Below are 15,956 nucleotides of genomic sequence, written 5' to 3' on the forward strand. Positions count from 1 at the left end.
AGACCCGAAACCAGGTGATCTACCCATGTCCAGGGTGAAGTTCAGGTAACACTGAATGGAGGCCCGAACCCACGCACGTTGAAAAGTGCGGGGATGAGGTGTGGGTAGCGGAGAAATTCCAATCGAACCTGGAGATAGCTGGTTCTCCCCGAAATAGCTTTAGGGCTAGCCTTAAGTGTAAGAGTCTTGGAGGTAGAGCACTGATTGGACTAGGGGTCCTCATCGGATTACCGAATTCAGTCAAACTCCGAATGCCAATGACTTATCCTTAGGAGTCAGACTGCGAGTGATAAGATCCGTAGTCAAAAGGGAAACAGCCCAGACCGCCAGCTAAGGTCCCAAAGTGTGTATTAAGTGGAAAAGGATGTGGAGTTGCTTAGACAACTAGGATGTTGGCTTAGAAGCAGCCACCATTTAAAGAGTGCGTAATAGCTCACTAGTCGAGTGACTCTGCGCCGAAAATGTACCGGGGCTAAATACACCACCGAAGCTGCGGATTGATACCGAATGGTATCAGTGGTAGGGGAGCGTTCTAAGGACAGTGAAGTCAGACCGGAAGGACTGGTGGAGTGCTTAGAAGTGAGAATGCCGGTATGAGTAGCGAAAGACGGGTGAGAATCCCGTCCACCGAATGCCTAAGGTTTCCTGAGGAAGGCTCGTCCGCTCAGGGTTAGTCAGGACCTAAGCCGAGGCCGACAGGCGTAGGCGATGGACAACAGGTTGATATTCCTGTACCACCTCTTTATCGTTTGAGCAATGGAGGGACGCAGAAGGATAGAAGAAGCGTGCGATTGGTTGTGCACGTCCAAGCAGTTAGGCTGATAAGTAGGCAAATCCGCTTATCATAAAGGCTGAGCTGTGATGGGGAAGCTCCTTATGGAGCGAAGTCTTTGATTCCCCGCTGCCAAGAAAAGCTTCTAGCGAGATAAAAGGTGCCTGTACCGCAAACCGACACAGGTAGGCGAGGAGAGAATCCTAAGGTGTGCGAGAGAACTCTGGTTAAGGAACTCGGCAAAATGACCCCGTAACTTCGGGAGAAGGGGTGCTTTCTTAACGGAAAGCCGCAGTGAATAGGCCCAAGCGACTGTTTAGCAAAAACACAGCTCTCTGCGAAGCCGTAAGGCGAAGTATAGGGGGTGACACCTGCCCGGTGCTGGAAGGTTAAGGAGAGGGGTTAGCGTAAGCGAAGCTCTGAACTGAAGCCCCAGTAAACGGCGGCCGTAACTATAACGGTCCTAAGGTAGCGAAATTCCTTGTCGGGTAAGTTCCGACCCGCACGAAAGGTGTAACGATTTGGGCACTGTCTCAACCAGAGACTCGGTGAAATTATAGTACCTGTGAAGATGCAGGTTACCCGCGACAGGACGGAAAGACCCCGTGGAGCTTTACTGTAGCCTGATATTGAATTTTGGTACAGTTTGTACAGGATAGGCGGGAGCCATTGAAACCGGAGCGCTAGCTTCGGTGGAGGCGCTGGTGGGATACCGCCCTGACTGTATTGAAATTCTAACCTACGGGTCTTATCGACCCGGGAGACAGTGTCAGGTGGGCAGTTTGACTGGGGCGGTCGCCTCCTAAAGTGTAACGGAGGCGCCCAAAGGTTCCCTCAGAATGGTTGGAAATCATTCGTAGAGTGCAAAGGCATAAGGGAGCTTGACTGCGAGACCTACAAGTCGAGCAGGGACGAAAGTCGGGCTTAGTGATCCGGTGGTTCCGCATGGAAGGGCCATCGCTCAACGGATAAAAGCTACCCCGGGGATAACAGGCTTATCTCCCCCAAGAGTCCACATCGACGGGGAGGTTTGGCACCTCGATGTCGGCTCATCGCATCCTGGGGCTGTAGTCGGTCCCAAGGGTTGGGCTGTTCGCCCATTAAAGCGGTACGCGAGCTGGGTTCAGAACGTCGTGAGACAGTTCGGTCCCTATCCGTCGTGGGCGTAGGAAATTTGAGAGGAGCTGTCCTTAGTACGAGAGGACCGGGATGGACGCACCGCTGGTGTACCAGTTGTTCTGCCAAGGGCATAGCTGGGTAGCTATGTGCGGAAGGGATAAGTGCTGAAAGCATCTAAGCATGAAGCCCCCCTCAAGATGAGATTTCCCATAGCGTAAGCTAGTAAGATCCCTGAAAGATGATCAGGTTGATAGGTTCGAGGTGGAAGCATGGTGACATGTGGAGCTGACGAATACTAATAGATCGAGGACTTAACCATATAATATGTAGCAATGTTATCTAGTTTTGAGAGAACATAAAAAACTTGTTGACTTTTAAAGTAAATAAGTTATAATAATGATTGTCTCAAAAGAATAATGTCTGGTAATGATAGCAGAGAGGTCACACCCGTTCCCATACCGAACACGGAAGTTAAGCTCTCTAGCGCCGATGGTAGTTGGGACCTTGTCCCTGTGAGAGTAGGACGTTGCCAGGCAATATTATTCCGCAGTAGCTCAGCGGTAGAGCTATCGGCTGTTAACCGATCGGTCGTAGGTTCGATTCCTACCTGCGGAGCCATTGGAGAGCTGTCCGAGTTGGCCGAAGGAGCACGATTGGAAATCGTGTATACGTCACAAGCGTATCAAGGGTTCGAATCCCTTGCTCTCCGCCATAGGATTTATAATATTTGGCCCGTTGGTCAAGTGGTTAAGACACCGCCCTTTCACGGCGGTAACACGGGTTCGAATCCCGTACGGGTCACCACTTTGGAGGATTAGCTCAGCTGGGAGAGCACCTGCCTTACAAGCAGGGGGTCGGCGGTTCGATCCCGTCATCCTCCACCATATAATTTTTATATGAATAGTATTATCGCGGGGTGGAGCAGCACGGTAGCTCGTCGGGCTCATAACCCGAAGGTCGCAGGTTCAAATCCTGTCCCCGCAACCAAATGGTCCCGTGGTGTAGTGGTTAACATGCCTGCCTGTCACGCAGGAGATCGCCGGTTCGACCCCGGTCGGGACCGCCATTTTAATAAGGCTCGGTAGCTCAGTCGGTAGAGCAGAGGACTGAAAATCCTCGTGTCGGCGGTTCGATTCCGTCCCGAGCCACCATTTATTTTAATAAAATATGCCGGCTTAGCTCAATTGGTAGAGCAACTGACTTGTAATCAGTAGGTTGGGGGTTCAAGTCCTCTAGCCGGCACCATGTAAGTTTCGGAGGGGTAGCGAAGTGGCTAAACGCGGCGGACTGTAAATCCGCTCCTTCGGGTTCGGCAGTTCGAATCTGCCCCCCTCCACCATTTACATAGGGGCATAGTTTAAAGGTAGAACTGAGGTCTCCAAAACCTCCAGTGTGGGTTCGATTCCTACTGCCCCTGCCAAATATATATTTACACAACATGGCGGTTGTGGCGAAGTGGTTAACGCACCGGATTGTGGCTCCGGCATTCGTGGGTTCGATTCCCATCAGTCGCCCCATTTTTATTTTAAAAATTACAAATAATCTAATGGATACTTACATATAATTAAGTAAGAATTCGATGGGCTATAGCCAAGCGGTAAGGCAACGGACTTTGACTCCGTCATGCGCTGGTTCGAATCCAGCTAGCCCAGCCATTTTTGCGGAAGTAGTTCAGTGGTAGAATACAACCTTGCCAAGGTTGGGGTCGCGGGTTCGAATCCCGTCTTCCGCTCCAATAAAATTTTATATGGCGGCATAGCCAAGTGGTAAGGCAGAGGTCTGCAAAACCTTTATCACCGGTTCAAATCCGGTTGCCGCCTTTTCTTTTGTGCCGATGTGGCGGAATTGGCAGACGCGCACGACTCAAAATCGTGTTCCTTCGGGAGTGTCGGTTCGACCCCGACCATCGGTATCATGAACGGCGTAAAAAACTCTATACAATTAGTATAGAGTTTTTTTGTGTTTTCTTTTCATTACATGACAAAATAAGCAGAAAAAGTGTACGGTGAGTAAACTGCGAAACATTAAAAGGATAAAAACAAACATTCATTTGTATCCTTTTAATTGTTGTATACTATAAAATTCCAGCAGAATATTGCATATACAATATTCCTTTCGAGCACTCTAGAGAGAATTTCTCCACCCCGGTGACATGAAGTTAAATCCGACACCACCAGTAGATATTAGTACATTATCAACGGTTAAGTTTGTAATTTCTAAAAACTTCTTTTCAAACTCTTCTCTGTTGTACTTATACATAGTTGAGTGGCACGCCCACATATGTGTTGAAGTACTTAACCAGTCCCCTAATTCCTTCAATTCAGGAAACGCCTCAAATTGGATTGTTTCATCTAATTTCATGAATCTTACTTGATAGATAGTTGGGTTTAACTTATCTCCTATTCCTTTAAAAGCATGTGATTTTTTGTCTTTTGAATGTGTCATAATTCTCCCTCCATCTTTTCTTCAAATTATTTCCTATTTTTATTATATAACAATAGAAAGTAATTATGGAAATATTATAGAAATCGGTATCGGCAATATAAAAAGACTCTAACAGAAATGTTAGAGTCTTTTTGTTAAATTATACTATGTGCTTCTAAAATTCGTAATAAACGTAGGAATTCATGTATAATATAACTTGTCGAAAGAACAAAATGATAGTGATTTATATTATGTCTGTAATATGAATCAAAAATGAACTTTTTATATTTCTTTTAAAAATGTGTTGAACACACATTATATTTCATATTAATATTTTTATGTAGATTTAAAACGGGAAAGAGAGTGGAAAGTATGGGCCGTAAATGGAACAATATTAAAGACAAAAAAGCATCAAAAGATGCAAATACAAGCCGTATATACGCGAAATTTGGGCGTGAAATTTATGTGGCAGCAAAACAAGGCGAGCCAGATCCAGAATCAAACCAAGCGCTAAGAGTTGTATTAGAGCGTGCGAAAACATACAATGTTCCAAGAACAATTATTGATCGTGCAGTTGAAAAAGCAAAAGGCGGTTCAGAAGAAAATTATGACGAGCTTCGTTATGAAGGATTCGGACCAAATGGAGCTATGGTTATTGTAGATACACTTACAAATAACGTAAACCGTACTGCAGCAGATGTACGAGCTGCATTTAGCAAAAATAGTGGTAATATGGGTGTGAACGGTTCTGTAGCTTACATGTTTGATGCGACAGCTGTTATCGGCCTTGAAGGTAAAACATCAGATGAAGTTCTTGAAATTTTAATGGAAGCAGATGTAGATGCACGTGACATTCTAGAAGAAGAAGATTCTGTTATCGTGTATGCTGAACCAGATCAATTCCATGCAGTACAATCTGCACTTAAAGGTGCTGGCGTTGAGGAGTTTACAGTTGCAGAATTAACAATGCTTGCACAAAGTGATGTAACACTTCCTGAAGATGCTCAAGCACAATTTGAGAAAATGGTTGATGCATTAGAAGATTTGGAAGATGTTCAACAAGTTTATCACAACGTAGACTTAGGAGAGTAATACGATAGATGACCCTTTTCGCTTAGCGGATAGGGTCTTTTTTATGAAGTTAATTAAGGTGATGAAGTATTAAAGGTATTTTGTTGTAGGTAGTGAATATGATTATAGGGATATATATAATATTCATTATCTCTAGGAGGCTTAATATGGAACATAAGACACCAAAGCATATAGTTGCTGTAGCAGGTTATTTAACAAATGAAAAAAATGAAGTGTTATTAACAAAAGTGCACTGGCGAGCTGATACGTGGGAGTTGCCAGGAGGACAGGTAGAAGAAGGCGAAGCGCTCGATCAAGCTGTCTGTAGGGAAATAAAAGAGGAAACAGGGTTAACGGTGAAGCCTATCGGAATTACAGGGGTTTATTATAATACCTCTATGCATATTCTAGCTGTTGTTTTTAAAGTAGCATATATAAGTGGTGAAATAAAAACTCAACCTGAAGAGATACAAGAGGCTAAATTTGTTGATTTAAATGAAGAGAACATAGATGAGTATATAACGCGTCCTCATATGAAATCCAGAACGCTTGATGCAATGAGAGCAACACATTTTATTCCGTATGAAACGTGGGAAGTACAGCCGTATAATTTAATAGGAAGATTGTAAAGAAAAGAGTAGCCGATTTGAGATACATTCGAATCACTACTCTTTTTTGTATACTGTTTAAGAAAAAGGTCAAAATAATAATAGCACTAGTATTGATTGTTAGAACGTTTGTTCTGTATAATAAATCTATATGTTATATACATTTAGATTACTAGATAGTCAAAAGTATATATATTTGTAGATGATATAATTAAAGTGTAAAGTGAAAATATAATAGTCTTAAGGGTTTCTCTTTTATTGGTTATTCGTGCTTTAACATAACCTATATTCAATATTTCAGATGAATAGTAGATAAAAAAATACTGTGATACAATACTTTTTTATCCCACTATTTGCTGGGCAGTAAGCCTGATTGATGAGGGCTCATTAAAGTTTCACTTTATACCTTACAATGATGTAAGGTACGTGTAAGAGAAATCGATGGGATATTTTTTTACAACAATGTATTCTTAAAGTAAGAGTTATATGCTGTGTGGAAAAGAGGTGTTCAAGATGAAAGAACGAGTATTATCTAGGGTGAACTATCATCAAAAAGTTGCATTAAATCCAATGACTAAACTTTTTTATAAAGCCATTATATTATTATTATTGTTAAGTTGTACGTTATTATTCATTGGAAATGTAATGATTGAGAAAAGTGATATTAGTAAATTACATGTACCGGCTAAGTTAGAGGTGCCAGAATCATTAACACATGCATTTATTGCGACAGAAGATAAAAGATTTTATCATCATAACGGTTTAGATTATATAGCAATTATTAGGGCCTCAGTTGAGAATATAAAGGCTGGTGGTGTCGTGCAAGGAGGAAGCACGATTACACAACAGCTATCTAAAAATGCCTTTTTAACAAATGAACGTACATTTTCTCGTAAGTGGAAAGAGATTTTTTATACGAAAAAAATTGAACGCACATTTACGAAGGATGAAATTTTAAAATTATATGTAAGTAATATTTATTATGGAGAAGGAGCGTGGGGAATTGAAAAAGCAGCAAACCTTTACTTCGGTAAAAAGGTGAACCAATTAACGTTGGCTGAAAGTGCAATGATGGCTGCTGTAGTAAAAGCACCTGCTTATTACTCACCTGCCCAAAACTATGATAAAGCAGTAGAGAGACGAAATGTCGTTTTGAGACTAATGGAGAAAAGAAGGCTATATAAGCCATGATGAGTATGTTCAAGCAGTTAGTGAGAAATTAGTAATTCGTCATGATATAAAAATAGAGCAGTCGATGTTAAATAGCGCGCGTAAAAAAGCAGTAAGTTAAGAGAAGTTCCTACAGAGGAGCTTCTTTTTTTGAATAAATTGTGACAAATTGTGACACAATATCGTCACAATTATTGTGTTTTTGTAATTTATGTGAGCGTGTTCATTGCGTGACGTATATAAGTGTTGATATTATGTGTATTGTGTACAATGCTGTATACAGAATATGAATTTAAAGAGGAATGTATATGAAATCAAATAAACTCATGGCTCTTGGTATAGTTTTTTCTATCGCAGTATTGATTGTAATTGGAACAATTGCGTATAGCATCATAAATGACAAAAAAGATAAAGGGAATGAGATGTTTGCTTATTCTACGCAACAATCTTTAGGGAAAGATGATGCTCCAGTTAAGGTAGTTGAATTTGGAGACTTTAAATGTCCTGCTTGTCGTACTTGGGATGTAACAGTATTACCTCGATTAAAAGAAGAGTATATTGATAAAGGCAAAGTGCAGTTATATTTTATTAACTTCCCATTTATCGGAAAAGACTCGGATTTAGGTGCAGCAGCTGGTGAAGCAATTTATAAACAAGATAAAGATTCATTCTGGATTTTCTATGATGAGATTTATCAAAATCAAAAGAAAGATACGGAAGAATGGATTACAGAAGATTTGCTTCTTAGCATTGTGAAAGAAAAACTTCCAAAAGTTGATGTAGAGCAATTTAAGAAAGATTTACACAGTAAAGACATTAAAGAAAAAGTACGTAAAGATTCAGATCGTGCTCAAAAATTAAAAGTTCAAGGTGCTCCTTCTGTATATGTAAACGGAAATCTTGCAAACCCTGATTTCGATAGTATGAAGAAGGCAATTGATAAAGAATTGAAAAAGTGATGAGGTCTCTCATCACTTTTTCGACTTTTTTCGATAAAATTCTTGCCTCTACTTTTTTTACATGCTATACTACTTTACATAAGTTATTCTAATATCTTATATGTAATTCATATTTGCGGGTGTAGTTTAGTGGTAAAACAAGAGCCTTCCAAGCTCTGGTCGAGAGTTCGATTCTCTTCACCCGCTCCAAATTTTATTAAATGTTTTTCTATAAATTGTGATCAACGCAGTGTTTCGTTTCCGAGATAAACGAGGCATTGCGTTTTTTAATGTTTGAAAAACCTAATTACATGCGAAAATAGAAGTAAATAATAGTATTCCAAAAGTGAATTACTAACCAATAGAGTCGTTACATAAGGGATGGATTCATCTGAGGAGGCGATTAAGAGTGGATTTTGAACAATTAAAGCAAGATGTAATTGCGTATAGTAAAACAATTGGCATAGATAAAATAGGCTTTGCGAGTGCTTCTCCTTTTGAGGAATTAAAGCAGCGCTTAATCCAGCAACAACAATTAAATTATCAATCTGGATTTGAAGAGCCTGATATAGAGAAGAGAACGAATCCGCAACTGTTATTACCGGGTGCTAAATCAATTATTGCGATTGCTTTAGCATATCCTTCAAAATTAAAAAATGCACCATTAAGTAAGCGTGGAGAACGCCGTGGGATTTTTTGTCGTGCTTCTTGGGGACAAGATTATCATCTTGTTTTACGAGATCGTTTGCAAAAATTAGAAGCATATTTAATTGAAAAACTTCCGGATATAGAAGTGAAGTCCATGGTTGATACAGGTGAATTAAGTGATCGAGCTGTATCAGAGCGTGCAGGCATTGGATGGAGCGGTAAAAACTGCTCTATTATTACACCTGAATTTGGTTCGTACGTATACTTAGGGGAAATGATTACAAATGTTCCATTCCCGCCAGATAAGCCGATAGAAGATCAATGCGGGGGCTGTACGAAATGTATCGATATTTGTCCTACCGGTGCTTTAATACAGGGGGGACAGTTAGATTCGAAGAAGTGCATTGCGTTTTTAACACAGACGAAAGGATTCCTACCTGAAGAATATCGCGATAAAATAGGAAATCGTATATATGGATGTGATACGTGTCAGACTGTTTGCCCGAAAAACAAAGGAATGGATTTTCATAATCATCCTGAGATGGAGCCGGATCCTGAGCTAGTTAAACCATTATTAACGCCACTTTTAACAATTAGTAATCGTGATTTTAAAGAGAAATATGGGATTATGTCAGGGTCATGGAGAGGGAAAAAGCCACTGCAAAGAAATGCGATTTTAGCATTAGCACATTTTAAAGAAACATCGGCAATTCCTGATTTAATTGGTGTTATGAAAGATGACCCAAGACCAGTACTACGCGGAACGGCAGCATGGGCACTTGGGAAAATTGGCGGAGATGGAGTAGGCGAAGCGATTGAGAAAGCGATGGAACGTGAGAAAGATGAAGAAGTGCTTCATGAAATGAATCGCGGGCTTGAATTGTTAGCACAGAAAAAAGAGTAGATAATATTTCCCTTTTTCATATTGTAATATGGGAGGGAGACAGAATGGTTGTAAAAACGAAGATTGAAAACCAATTACAACAATTTTTAGCATATATAACGGAGAAAAGAACGAATTTGGATGGTATTGCTGAGGATTTACTACAAATGGCACTGAGAAAGAAACAATTGTTTCAAAGACGTAGTGCACATATAGTGAAAGCAACTGCGGATGTTTCTTTCATTAGACAATTAAATAGTAATGACCATCAAGAAATTGATTATCAAATACATTTTAAATATTTAATTAAGCATAAAGAATTATTTTATATTGAAGAGGAACAATTAAAACGAAGAGTTTGTTTAAATAATAGTCGGATTATAGGCGATTATGCTATTGAAGTGTCAGAAGAAATTAGAATGGGTGAGACATTAGAAAGGGAAATTACGAAAGAGAAGTACGGTTCTTATCAGTATAATCGTTTAGAGGCAGTGAAATATGCAGAGCGTTGGTGGGATGACCGAAATCCTATGTATCGTAATTTCCCTGATAATTGTACGAATTTCATTTCTCAATGTCTTCATACTGGAGAAGTACCTATGAGCGGATATCCTAATATTCGTAAAGGATGGTGGCAAAGGGAGAATCAGTGGAGCTGGAGCTGGGCTGTTGCACATTCTTTTTATTGGTATTTGTCAGGTGCTACAACAGGACTTCGAGCAGAGGCGGTAGAGAGGCCAGAAGAACTTATTCTTGGAGATGTCATTGCTTATGATTTCGAGGATGACGGAAGATGGAATCATACGACGATTGTAGTAGCAAAAGATGCAGATGGTATGCCGCTTGTAAATGCACATTCAGCGAATAGCCGTCGACGTTATTGGAACTATGAAGACTCTAGTAAATATACACCACAAATGAAATATAAATTCTTTCATATTATTAATGGGTAGAGATTTTTCGCTCAAGTGGTATAATACGTAGTAGACAAAAAACAGAGGTGAATATCGCGTGGGAGTACATGTTGTTTTATATCAGCCAGAAATTCCAGCAAATACAGGGAATATTGCTCGTACTTGTGCAGCAACTGGAACAGAATTACATTTGATTAGACCGCTTGGATTTTCAACGGATGATAAAATGTTAAAGCGTGCAGGATTAGATTATTGGCAGCACGTAAAAATTACGTACTATGATTCAATTGAAGAATTTTATGAAAAAAATAAAGACGGTGAATTCTTCTATTTAACAAAGTATGGCGAGAAAGCTCATACAGCGTTTGACTATAGCAAGCGCGAGAAGGATTACTATTTTGTATTTGGAAGAGAAACAAACGGCTTACCAGCTAATGTAATCGAAGAAAACTTTGATCATTGTTTACGTATTCCAATGACAGATAAAGTACGTTCATTAAATTTATCTAATACAGCAGCAATTTTAATTTATGAAGCGTTCCGTCAACAAAATTACCCTGGATTAGATTTAGAAATCGTTTATTAAAAGTCGCCATATGGCGACTTTTTTTTATAAAATAAAAATAATATATAATCATACATTTAAAAGAGGGGACATAATCATATAGAATGGGATATATGATTAAAAATAGATAAGACGGGTTGAGATAAATATGAAGGAAGAATATAGTAATCAAAATACCTTTTTAAGTATGATAGATATGGATTTAATTAGACAAGGATTATTACATGCTATTCAAGATTTAGTATTCATATTGAAAGTTATTGATAATGAAACGTTTCAATATATGTATGTGAATAAAATAGGAATGGATTATGCTAGGTTAAGCGAAGAGTGCTATGGAAAAACTTTTGCAGAAGTATTACCAAAAGATATAGTGGGGATATTGCAAAGGCAATATGCAAAAGTAGTGAGAGAAGCGAAAGCACACACCTTTTGTGATGTAGTCAATTTACCAAAAGGTGAGATACATTATGAATCTTCACTTAATCCTGTCTGCGACGAAGAAGGAATATGTCAATTTATTATTTGTATTACAAGAGATATTACAGCTCAAATTGAGGAGAAGACAGAGATAGAGGAAAAACAAATGTTATTTAAGTCGTTACTGGAATATAATAATGACTCAATTATATCTATAGATTCTATAGGGAGAGTTACATATGCAAATCCGGCAACGTATGAAATATTTGGATACCGGTATGAGGAATTAAATAATAAATTTATTTTTGAATTCATTAATAAAGAATATGAAAAAGATTTTCAAATTATATTTAAGGGATCGATGCAAGGAAAAGCAAAACAAATTGTTTCAAAGAAATATGTTCATAAAGAAGGGTACGAGCTATATATTTCTTTGAGAACTATCCCGATTATTGTGAACGGTGAAATTGTTGGGATTTATATTGTTACGAGAGATGTTACAAGGCAAGTATTAAACGAAATGCGAACAGAATATTTAGCTTACTATGACCAGTTAACGGGATTAATGAATAGAATTTCATGTACAAATAAGTTAAATACTTTTTTAAATGAGAGTGTAAATTTTGCACTTGTATTTATAGATTTAGATGAGTTTCATCGTATTAATGATACATTTGGTCATAAAGAGGGAGATAAAGTATTACAAAAAGTTACAGAATGTTTAAGCAATCTAAAAATAGAAGATATGCACTTATTTAGAGAACACGATGATCAATTTGTTATGTTGATAGAAAATATAACGAAAGAATATGTAGAGGAAATTGCAAAAAGCATACTGAAAAATATTAGTGAATCTTTTGTAATCGAAGAAGAAGATGTATATTTAAGTGCGTCAATTGGAATTGTAATGGCTCCAGCAGATGGAGAAGATGAAAAAATACTATTTCAGAGAGTCGATGCTGCTTTAGAAAAAGCAAAAGAAAAAGGAAAAGGACATTATCATTTTTATTGTAGTGGATTAGACTGTGAGCGTGAACAAAGGTTTATAATAGAAAACCAGTTACATCGTGCTATAGAAAAAAATGAATTTTTCTTATATTATCAGCCACAAATTAATATTGAAACGAAAAAAATAGCTAGTATGGAAGCTTTAATAAGGTGGGAGAATAAGGAATTAGGACTTGTTTCTCCAAACCAATTTATTCCGTTGGCAGAAAGAACAGGCTTTATTATTAAGCTCGATGAATGGGTAGTAAATCAAGTGTGTCAGCAACTGCGCGAATGGTTAAATAAAGGATATGAAGTGGTCCCAATTGCGGTTAATATTTCAGCTAGACACTTTCGTTCTATTACATTAATAGAGATGATTACACGGGCTTTACATAAGTACAATGTACCAGCTCATTTATTAGCGATAGACGTTACAGAAGGAGCTCTTATACATAAAGATATATCGAAGAGAGTGTTAATACAATTAAAAGAACAAAATTTAAAGATTCATTTAGATGATTTTGGAACAGGCTATTCATCTTTAAGTTATTTAAAAACATATCCAATTGATACTTTAAAAATTGATCGTTCTTTTATGGAGGGTATACATATAGATGAACGTGATACGAATATTACAGCTGCAATTATTCATTTAGCTCATACTTTAGAATTGAATGTAATTGCAGAGGGAGTAGAAAAAAAGGAGCAAATACAGTTTTTGAAAGAAAAGAATGTGAAGCTTGTACAAGGTTATTATTATAGCCGACCAATATCCAAATATGATATGGAAAATATGTATTATAAATAAAAAAATGATGTGCTAAAAGCACATCATTTTTTATGTGTACCTGGTTTGTCGTTGTAACCGGATGTAAAAATAGCTGTAAGAAATGTGAGTGATACACCTAAAATTAATAATAATTTCATACTAATATCCTCCTTACTTTTTTCGGTTCATGAGTTTTATTTATTATCCAAAATGTATGTAAGGTTCTTAGAAGAAAAGAATTTATTTATAATGAATAGCAGTGTAAAAACGTTAATACCTATATTATACAGAATTTTCTTTGAATTTTGGAGAGAATTTTAGCGTGCTATTATATATTTCGTTTTGATTTAAAGAATGTTTAAGGACATCCTAGCATACCTTTTATAATAATCCGATTGAACAAGGAGATGGGGGAGGAGCTATAATGGATATTCTAAAAAAGATTGAACAGCACCGAGAAGCAGAAGAACGTTTACAATGGGAAGGTACGTTTGCGGAGTATTTGGAGCTTGTGAAAGAAAGACCATGGGTGGCTCAAACAGCACACTCTCGCATTTACAATATGATAAAAGATGCTGGAATTGAAGAAGTTGATGGTAGAAGAAAGTATAACTTCTTTAGTAATCAGCTCTTTGGATTAGAGGATGCTCTAGAACGTCTTGTAGAGGAATATTTTCATCCATCTGCAAAACGATTAGATGTTAGAAAAAGAATTTTATTATTAATGGGTCCTGTTAGTGGAGGGAAATCAACGTTAGTTACAATGTTGAAACGAGGATTAGAAACATATTCAAGAACAGATCGCGGAGCAATTTTTGCAATTAAAGGATGCCCAATGCACGAGGATCCACTGCATTTAATTCCACATCATTTACGAGATGATTTCTTTGATGAGTATGGGGTTAGAATTGAAGGGAATTTATCACCACTAAATGTCATGCGTTTAGAGCAAGAATACGGATCAAGAATTGAGGATGTAGTTGTAGAGCGTATTTTCTTCTCTGAAGATCGCCGTACAGGGATTGGTACATTTAGCCCGTCTGATCCAAAATCACAAGATATTGCAGATTTAACAGGTAGTCTGGACTTTTCTACGATTGCAGAATATGGTTCAGAATCAGACCCGCGTGCGTATCGATTTGATGGAGAATTAAATAAGGCAAACCGAGGAATGATGGAGTTCCAAGAGATGTTAAAATGCGATGAGAAGTTTTTATGGCACTTATTATCACTTACGCAAGAAGGGAATTTCAAAGCGGGAAGATTTGCGCTTATTTCAGCAGATGAATTAATTGTAGCGCATACGAATGAAACAGAGTATCGCTCATTTATAGCAAATAAGAAAAATGAAGCATTGCACTCAAGAATTATTGTAATGCCAGTTCCTTATAATTTACGGGTAAGTGAAGAAGAACATATTTATGAAAAAATGATTCGTGAAAGTGATGTATCGAATGTTCACATTGCACCACACACACTTCGCGTTGCAGCAATGTTCACTATTTTAACTCGTTTAAAAGATCCGAAGCGTCCGGATATTGATTTAATTAAAAAGATGCGTTTGTATGATGGAGAAACGGTAGAAGGTTATAATGCGATTGATGTAGAAGAATTACAACGTGAATATCAAGATGAAGGTATGAAAGGTATTGACCCTCGTTATGTCATTAACCGAATTTCGTCTACAATCATTCGAAAAGAGGTACCATCTATTAACGCGTTAGATGTACTTAGATCGCTCAAAGACGGGTTGGATCAGCATCCGTCAATTAGTAATGAAGATCGAGAGCGTTATATGAATTTCATCTCATTAGCGAGAAAAGAATATGATGAAATTGCGAAGAAAGAAGTACAAAAAGCATTCGTGTATTCATATGAAGAATCAGCGAAGACACTTATGGATAATTACTTAGATAACGTTGAAGCATATTGCAATAAATCGAAATTACGTGATCCATTAACAGGTGAAGAAATGAGTCCAGATGAAAAGCTAATGCGCTCAATTGAAGAGCAAATTGGAATTTCAGAAAATGCTAAGAAAGCATTCCGTGAAGAAATTTTAATTCGCATTTCTGCTTATGCGCGTAAAGGAAAACGTTTTGACTATAATTCACATGAACGTCTTCGCGAAGCGATTCAGAAAAAACTATTTGCTGATTTAAAAGATATAGTGAAAATTACAACATCAACGAAAACGCCAGACGAAAATCAGCTTAAGAAAATAAATGATGTTGTTGCACGCTTAATTGATGAGCACGGCTATAATTCTTCATCTGCGAATGAATTATTACGCTATGTAGGTAGTTTGCTAAACCGATAGTTTGATAACAAAACGCTGTCTCTTGTATTTTGCGGGACAGCGTTTTATTATACGTTCATATGTGTATAAAGTGTCATACCTTGTCCAAATATAATAAATTAAGATGCAATTTTATGAATTTATTGTCAATTATTTTTACAATATGCATATGATAGAGTAACCAACCATTCATACGAAAAAAGCCAACACAATACAATATGTTGCAAAGTAAAAATGTGTGCAACAATGCATTGTGTTTCTTTCTTATCAGTGGCTGAATATTTCTTTCTATTATGTGAGTGGCAAAATTTTGTTTAGGATGCTCGGGGTATTGTATGAAAAACGTTATAAATGTTTATGGGATGA

9 protein-coding genes, 16 tRNA genes, 2 rRNA genes and 1 pseudogene (1 of these 28 running past the window's edge) are annotated in these 15,956 nt (G+C 37.7%); 27 read left to right on the plus strand and 1 reads right to left on the minus strand.

The window, feature by feature from the left end:
- From AC0OM3_RS26670 to AC0OM3_RS26750, 17 genes are all read left to right on the plus strand, one after another.
- Positions 1–2,210, plus strand: a 23S ribosomal RNA gene (locus AC0OM3_RS26670); it begins 713 nt to the left of the window's first position.
- A 100-nt stretch (positions 2,211–2,310) separates the two neighbouring features.
- A 5S ribosomal RNA gene (rrf, locus tag AC0OM3_RS26675) occupies positions 2,311–2,426 on the plus strand.
- A gap of 8 nt (positions 2,427–2,434) precedes the next feature.
- A tRNA-Asn gene (locus AC0OM3_RS26680) sits at positions 2,435–2,509 on the plus strand.
- A gap of 2 nt (positions 2,510–2,511) precedes the next feature.
- Positions 2,512–2,603: transfer RNA gene (locus tag AC0OM3_RS26685), tRNA-Ser, on the plus strand.
- Positions 2,604–2,620: 17 nt separating this feature from the next.
- Positions 2,621–2,695, plus strand: a tRNA-Glu gene (locus AC0OM3_RS26690).
- Between the two features lie 4 nt (positions 2,696–2,699).
- A tRNA-Val gene (locus tag AC0OM3_RS26695) sits at positions 2,700–2,775 on the plus strand.
- Positions 2,776–2,801: 26 nt separating this feature from the next.
- Positions 2,802–2,878, plus strand: a tRNA-Met gene (locus AC0OM3_RS26700).
- Between the two features lie 3 nt (positions 2,879–2,881).
- Positions 2,882–2,957: transfer RNA gene (locus tag AC0OM3_RS26705), tRNA-Asp, on the plus strand.
- A 9-nt stretch (positions 2,958–2,966) separates the two neighbouring features.
- Positions 2,967–3,042, plus strand: a tRNA-Phe gene (locus AC0OM3_RS26710).
- An 18-nt stretch (positions 3,043–3,060) separates the two neighbouring features.
- Positions 3,061–3,136, plus strand: a tRNA-Thr gene (locus tag AC0OM3_RS26715).
- 10 nt (positions 3,137–3,146) lie between these two features.
- Positions 3,147–3,230 (plus strand) — tRNA-Tyr (locus tag AC0OM3_RS26720).
- A gap of 7 nt (positions 3,231–3,237) precedes the next feature.
- A tRNA-Trp gene (locus AC0OM3_RS26725) sits at positions 3,238–3,311 on the plus strand.
- 21 nt (positions 3,312–3,332) lie between these two features.
- Positions 3,333–3,408 (plus strand) — tRNA-His (locus AC0OM3_RS26730).
- A 63-nt stretch (positions 3,409–3,471) separates the two neighbouring features.
- Positions 3,472–3,546, plus strand: a tRNA-Gln gene (locus tag AC0OM3_RS26735).
- 5 nt (positions 3,547–3,551) lie between these two features.
- A tRNA-Gly gene (locus AC0OM3_RS26740) sits at positions 3,552–3,626 on the plus strand.
- A gap of 14 nt (positions 3,627–3,640) precedes the next feature.
- Positions 3,641–3,711 (plus strand) — tRNA-Cys (locus AC0OM3_RS26745).
- 10 nt (positions 3,712–3,721) lie between these two features.
- Positions 3,722–3,803 (plus strand) — tRNA-Leu (locus AC0OM3_RS26750).
- A 212-nt stretch (positions 3,804–4,015) separates the two neighbouring features.
- Here the strand turns inward: AC0OM3_RS26750 and AC0OM3_RS26755 are convergent.
- Positions 4,016–4,336 carry a DUF3884 family protein gene (locus tag AC0OM3_RS26755; protein WP_000149742.1) on the minus strand — a complete coding sequence of 107 codons (321 nt, stop codon included), beginning with the start codon at positions 4,334–4,336 and terminating at the stop codon, positions 4,016–4,018.
- A 351-nt stretch (positions 4,337–4,687) separates the two neighbouring features.
- On the opposite strand from AC0OM3_RS26755, the gene AC0OM3_RS26760 reads away from it, so the two are divergent.
- The 10 genes and pseudogenes from AC0OM3_RS26760 (at position 4,688) to AC0OM3_RS26805 (ending at position 15,611) form a co-directional block, all read left to right on the plus strand.
- Positions 4,688–5,407, plus strand: coding sequence for a YebC/PmpR family DNA-binding transcriptional regulator (locus tag AC0OM3_RS26760; RefSeq protein WP_000532952.1), 720 nt, complete (start codon positions 4,688–4,690; stop codon positions 5,405–5,407).
- A 146-nt stretch (positions 5,408–5,553) separates the two neighbouring features.
- Positions 5,554–6,015, plus strand: a complete 462-nt coding sequence (locus AC0OM3_RS26765; RefSeq protein ID WP_000400456.1) for an NUDIX hydrolase — start codon at positions 5,554–5,556, stop codon at positions 6,013–6,015.
- Between the two features lie 492 nt (positions 6,016–6,507).
- Positions 6,508–7,285, plus strand: a pseudogene (locus AC0OM3_RS26770) (transglycosylase domain-containing protein).
- 187 nt (positions 7,286–7,472) lie between these two features.
- Positions 7,473–8,123 (plus strand): DsbA family protein, encoded by a 651-nt coding sequence (locus AC0OM3_RS26775; RefSeq protein WP_000841306.1) that lies wholly within the window; start codon positions 7,473–7,475, stop codon positions 8,121–8,123.
- A gap of 115 nt (positions 8,124–8,238) precedes the next feature.
- Positions 8,239–8,312 (plus strand) — tRNA-Gly (locus tag AC0OM3_RS26780).
- Between the two features lie 199 nt (positions 8,313–8,511).
- The gene (queG, locus tag AC0OM3_RS26785) at positions 8,512–9,654 is read left to right on the plus strand and encodes a tRNA epoxyqueuosine(34) reductase QueG (protein WP_000345216.1); all 1,143 of its coding nucleotides are present in this window, start codon (positions 8,512–8,514) and stop codon (positions 9,652–9,654) included.
- A 44-nt stretch (positions 9,655–9,698) separates the two neighbouring features.
- Entirely contained in the window at positions 9,699–10,586 is an 888-nt protein-coding gene (locus tag AC0OM3_RS26790) for an amidase domain-containing protein (RefSeq protein ID WP_208906460.1), read from the plus strand.
- A gap of 58 nt (positions 10,587–10,644) precedes the next feature.
- Entirely contained in the window at positions 10,645–11,133 is a 489-nt protein-coding gene (gene trmL / locus AC0OM3_RS26795) for a tRNA (uridine(34)/cytosine(34)/5-carboxymethylaminomethyluridine(34)-2'-O)-methyltransferase TrmL (RefSeq protein WP_000538147.1), read from the plus strand.
- Positions 11,134–11,260: 127 nt separating this feature from the next.
- On the plus strand, positions 11,261–13,330 hold the full coding sequence (locus tag AC0OM3_RS26800; RefSeq protein ID WP_474213254.1) for a sensor domain-containing protein: 2,070 nt from the start codon (positions 11,261–11,263) through the stop codon (positions 13,328–13,330).
- A 385-nt stretch (positions 13,331–13,715) separates the two neighbouring features.
- On the plus strand, positions 13,716–15,611 hold the full coding sequence (locus tag AC0OM3_RS26805) for a PrkA family serine protein kinase (RefSeq protein WP_000353281.1): 1,896 nt from the start codon (positions 13,716–13,718) through the stop codon (positions 15,609–15,611).
- The last annotated feature ends 345 nt before the right edge of the window (positions 15,612–15,956 follow it).

The organism is Bacillus sp. FAU20, assembly GCF_056033865.1.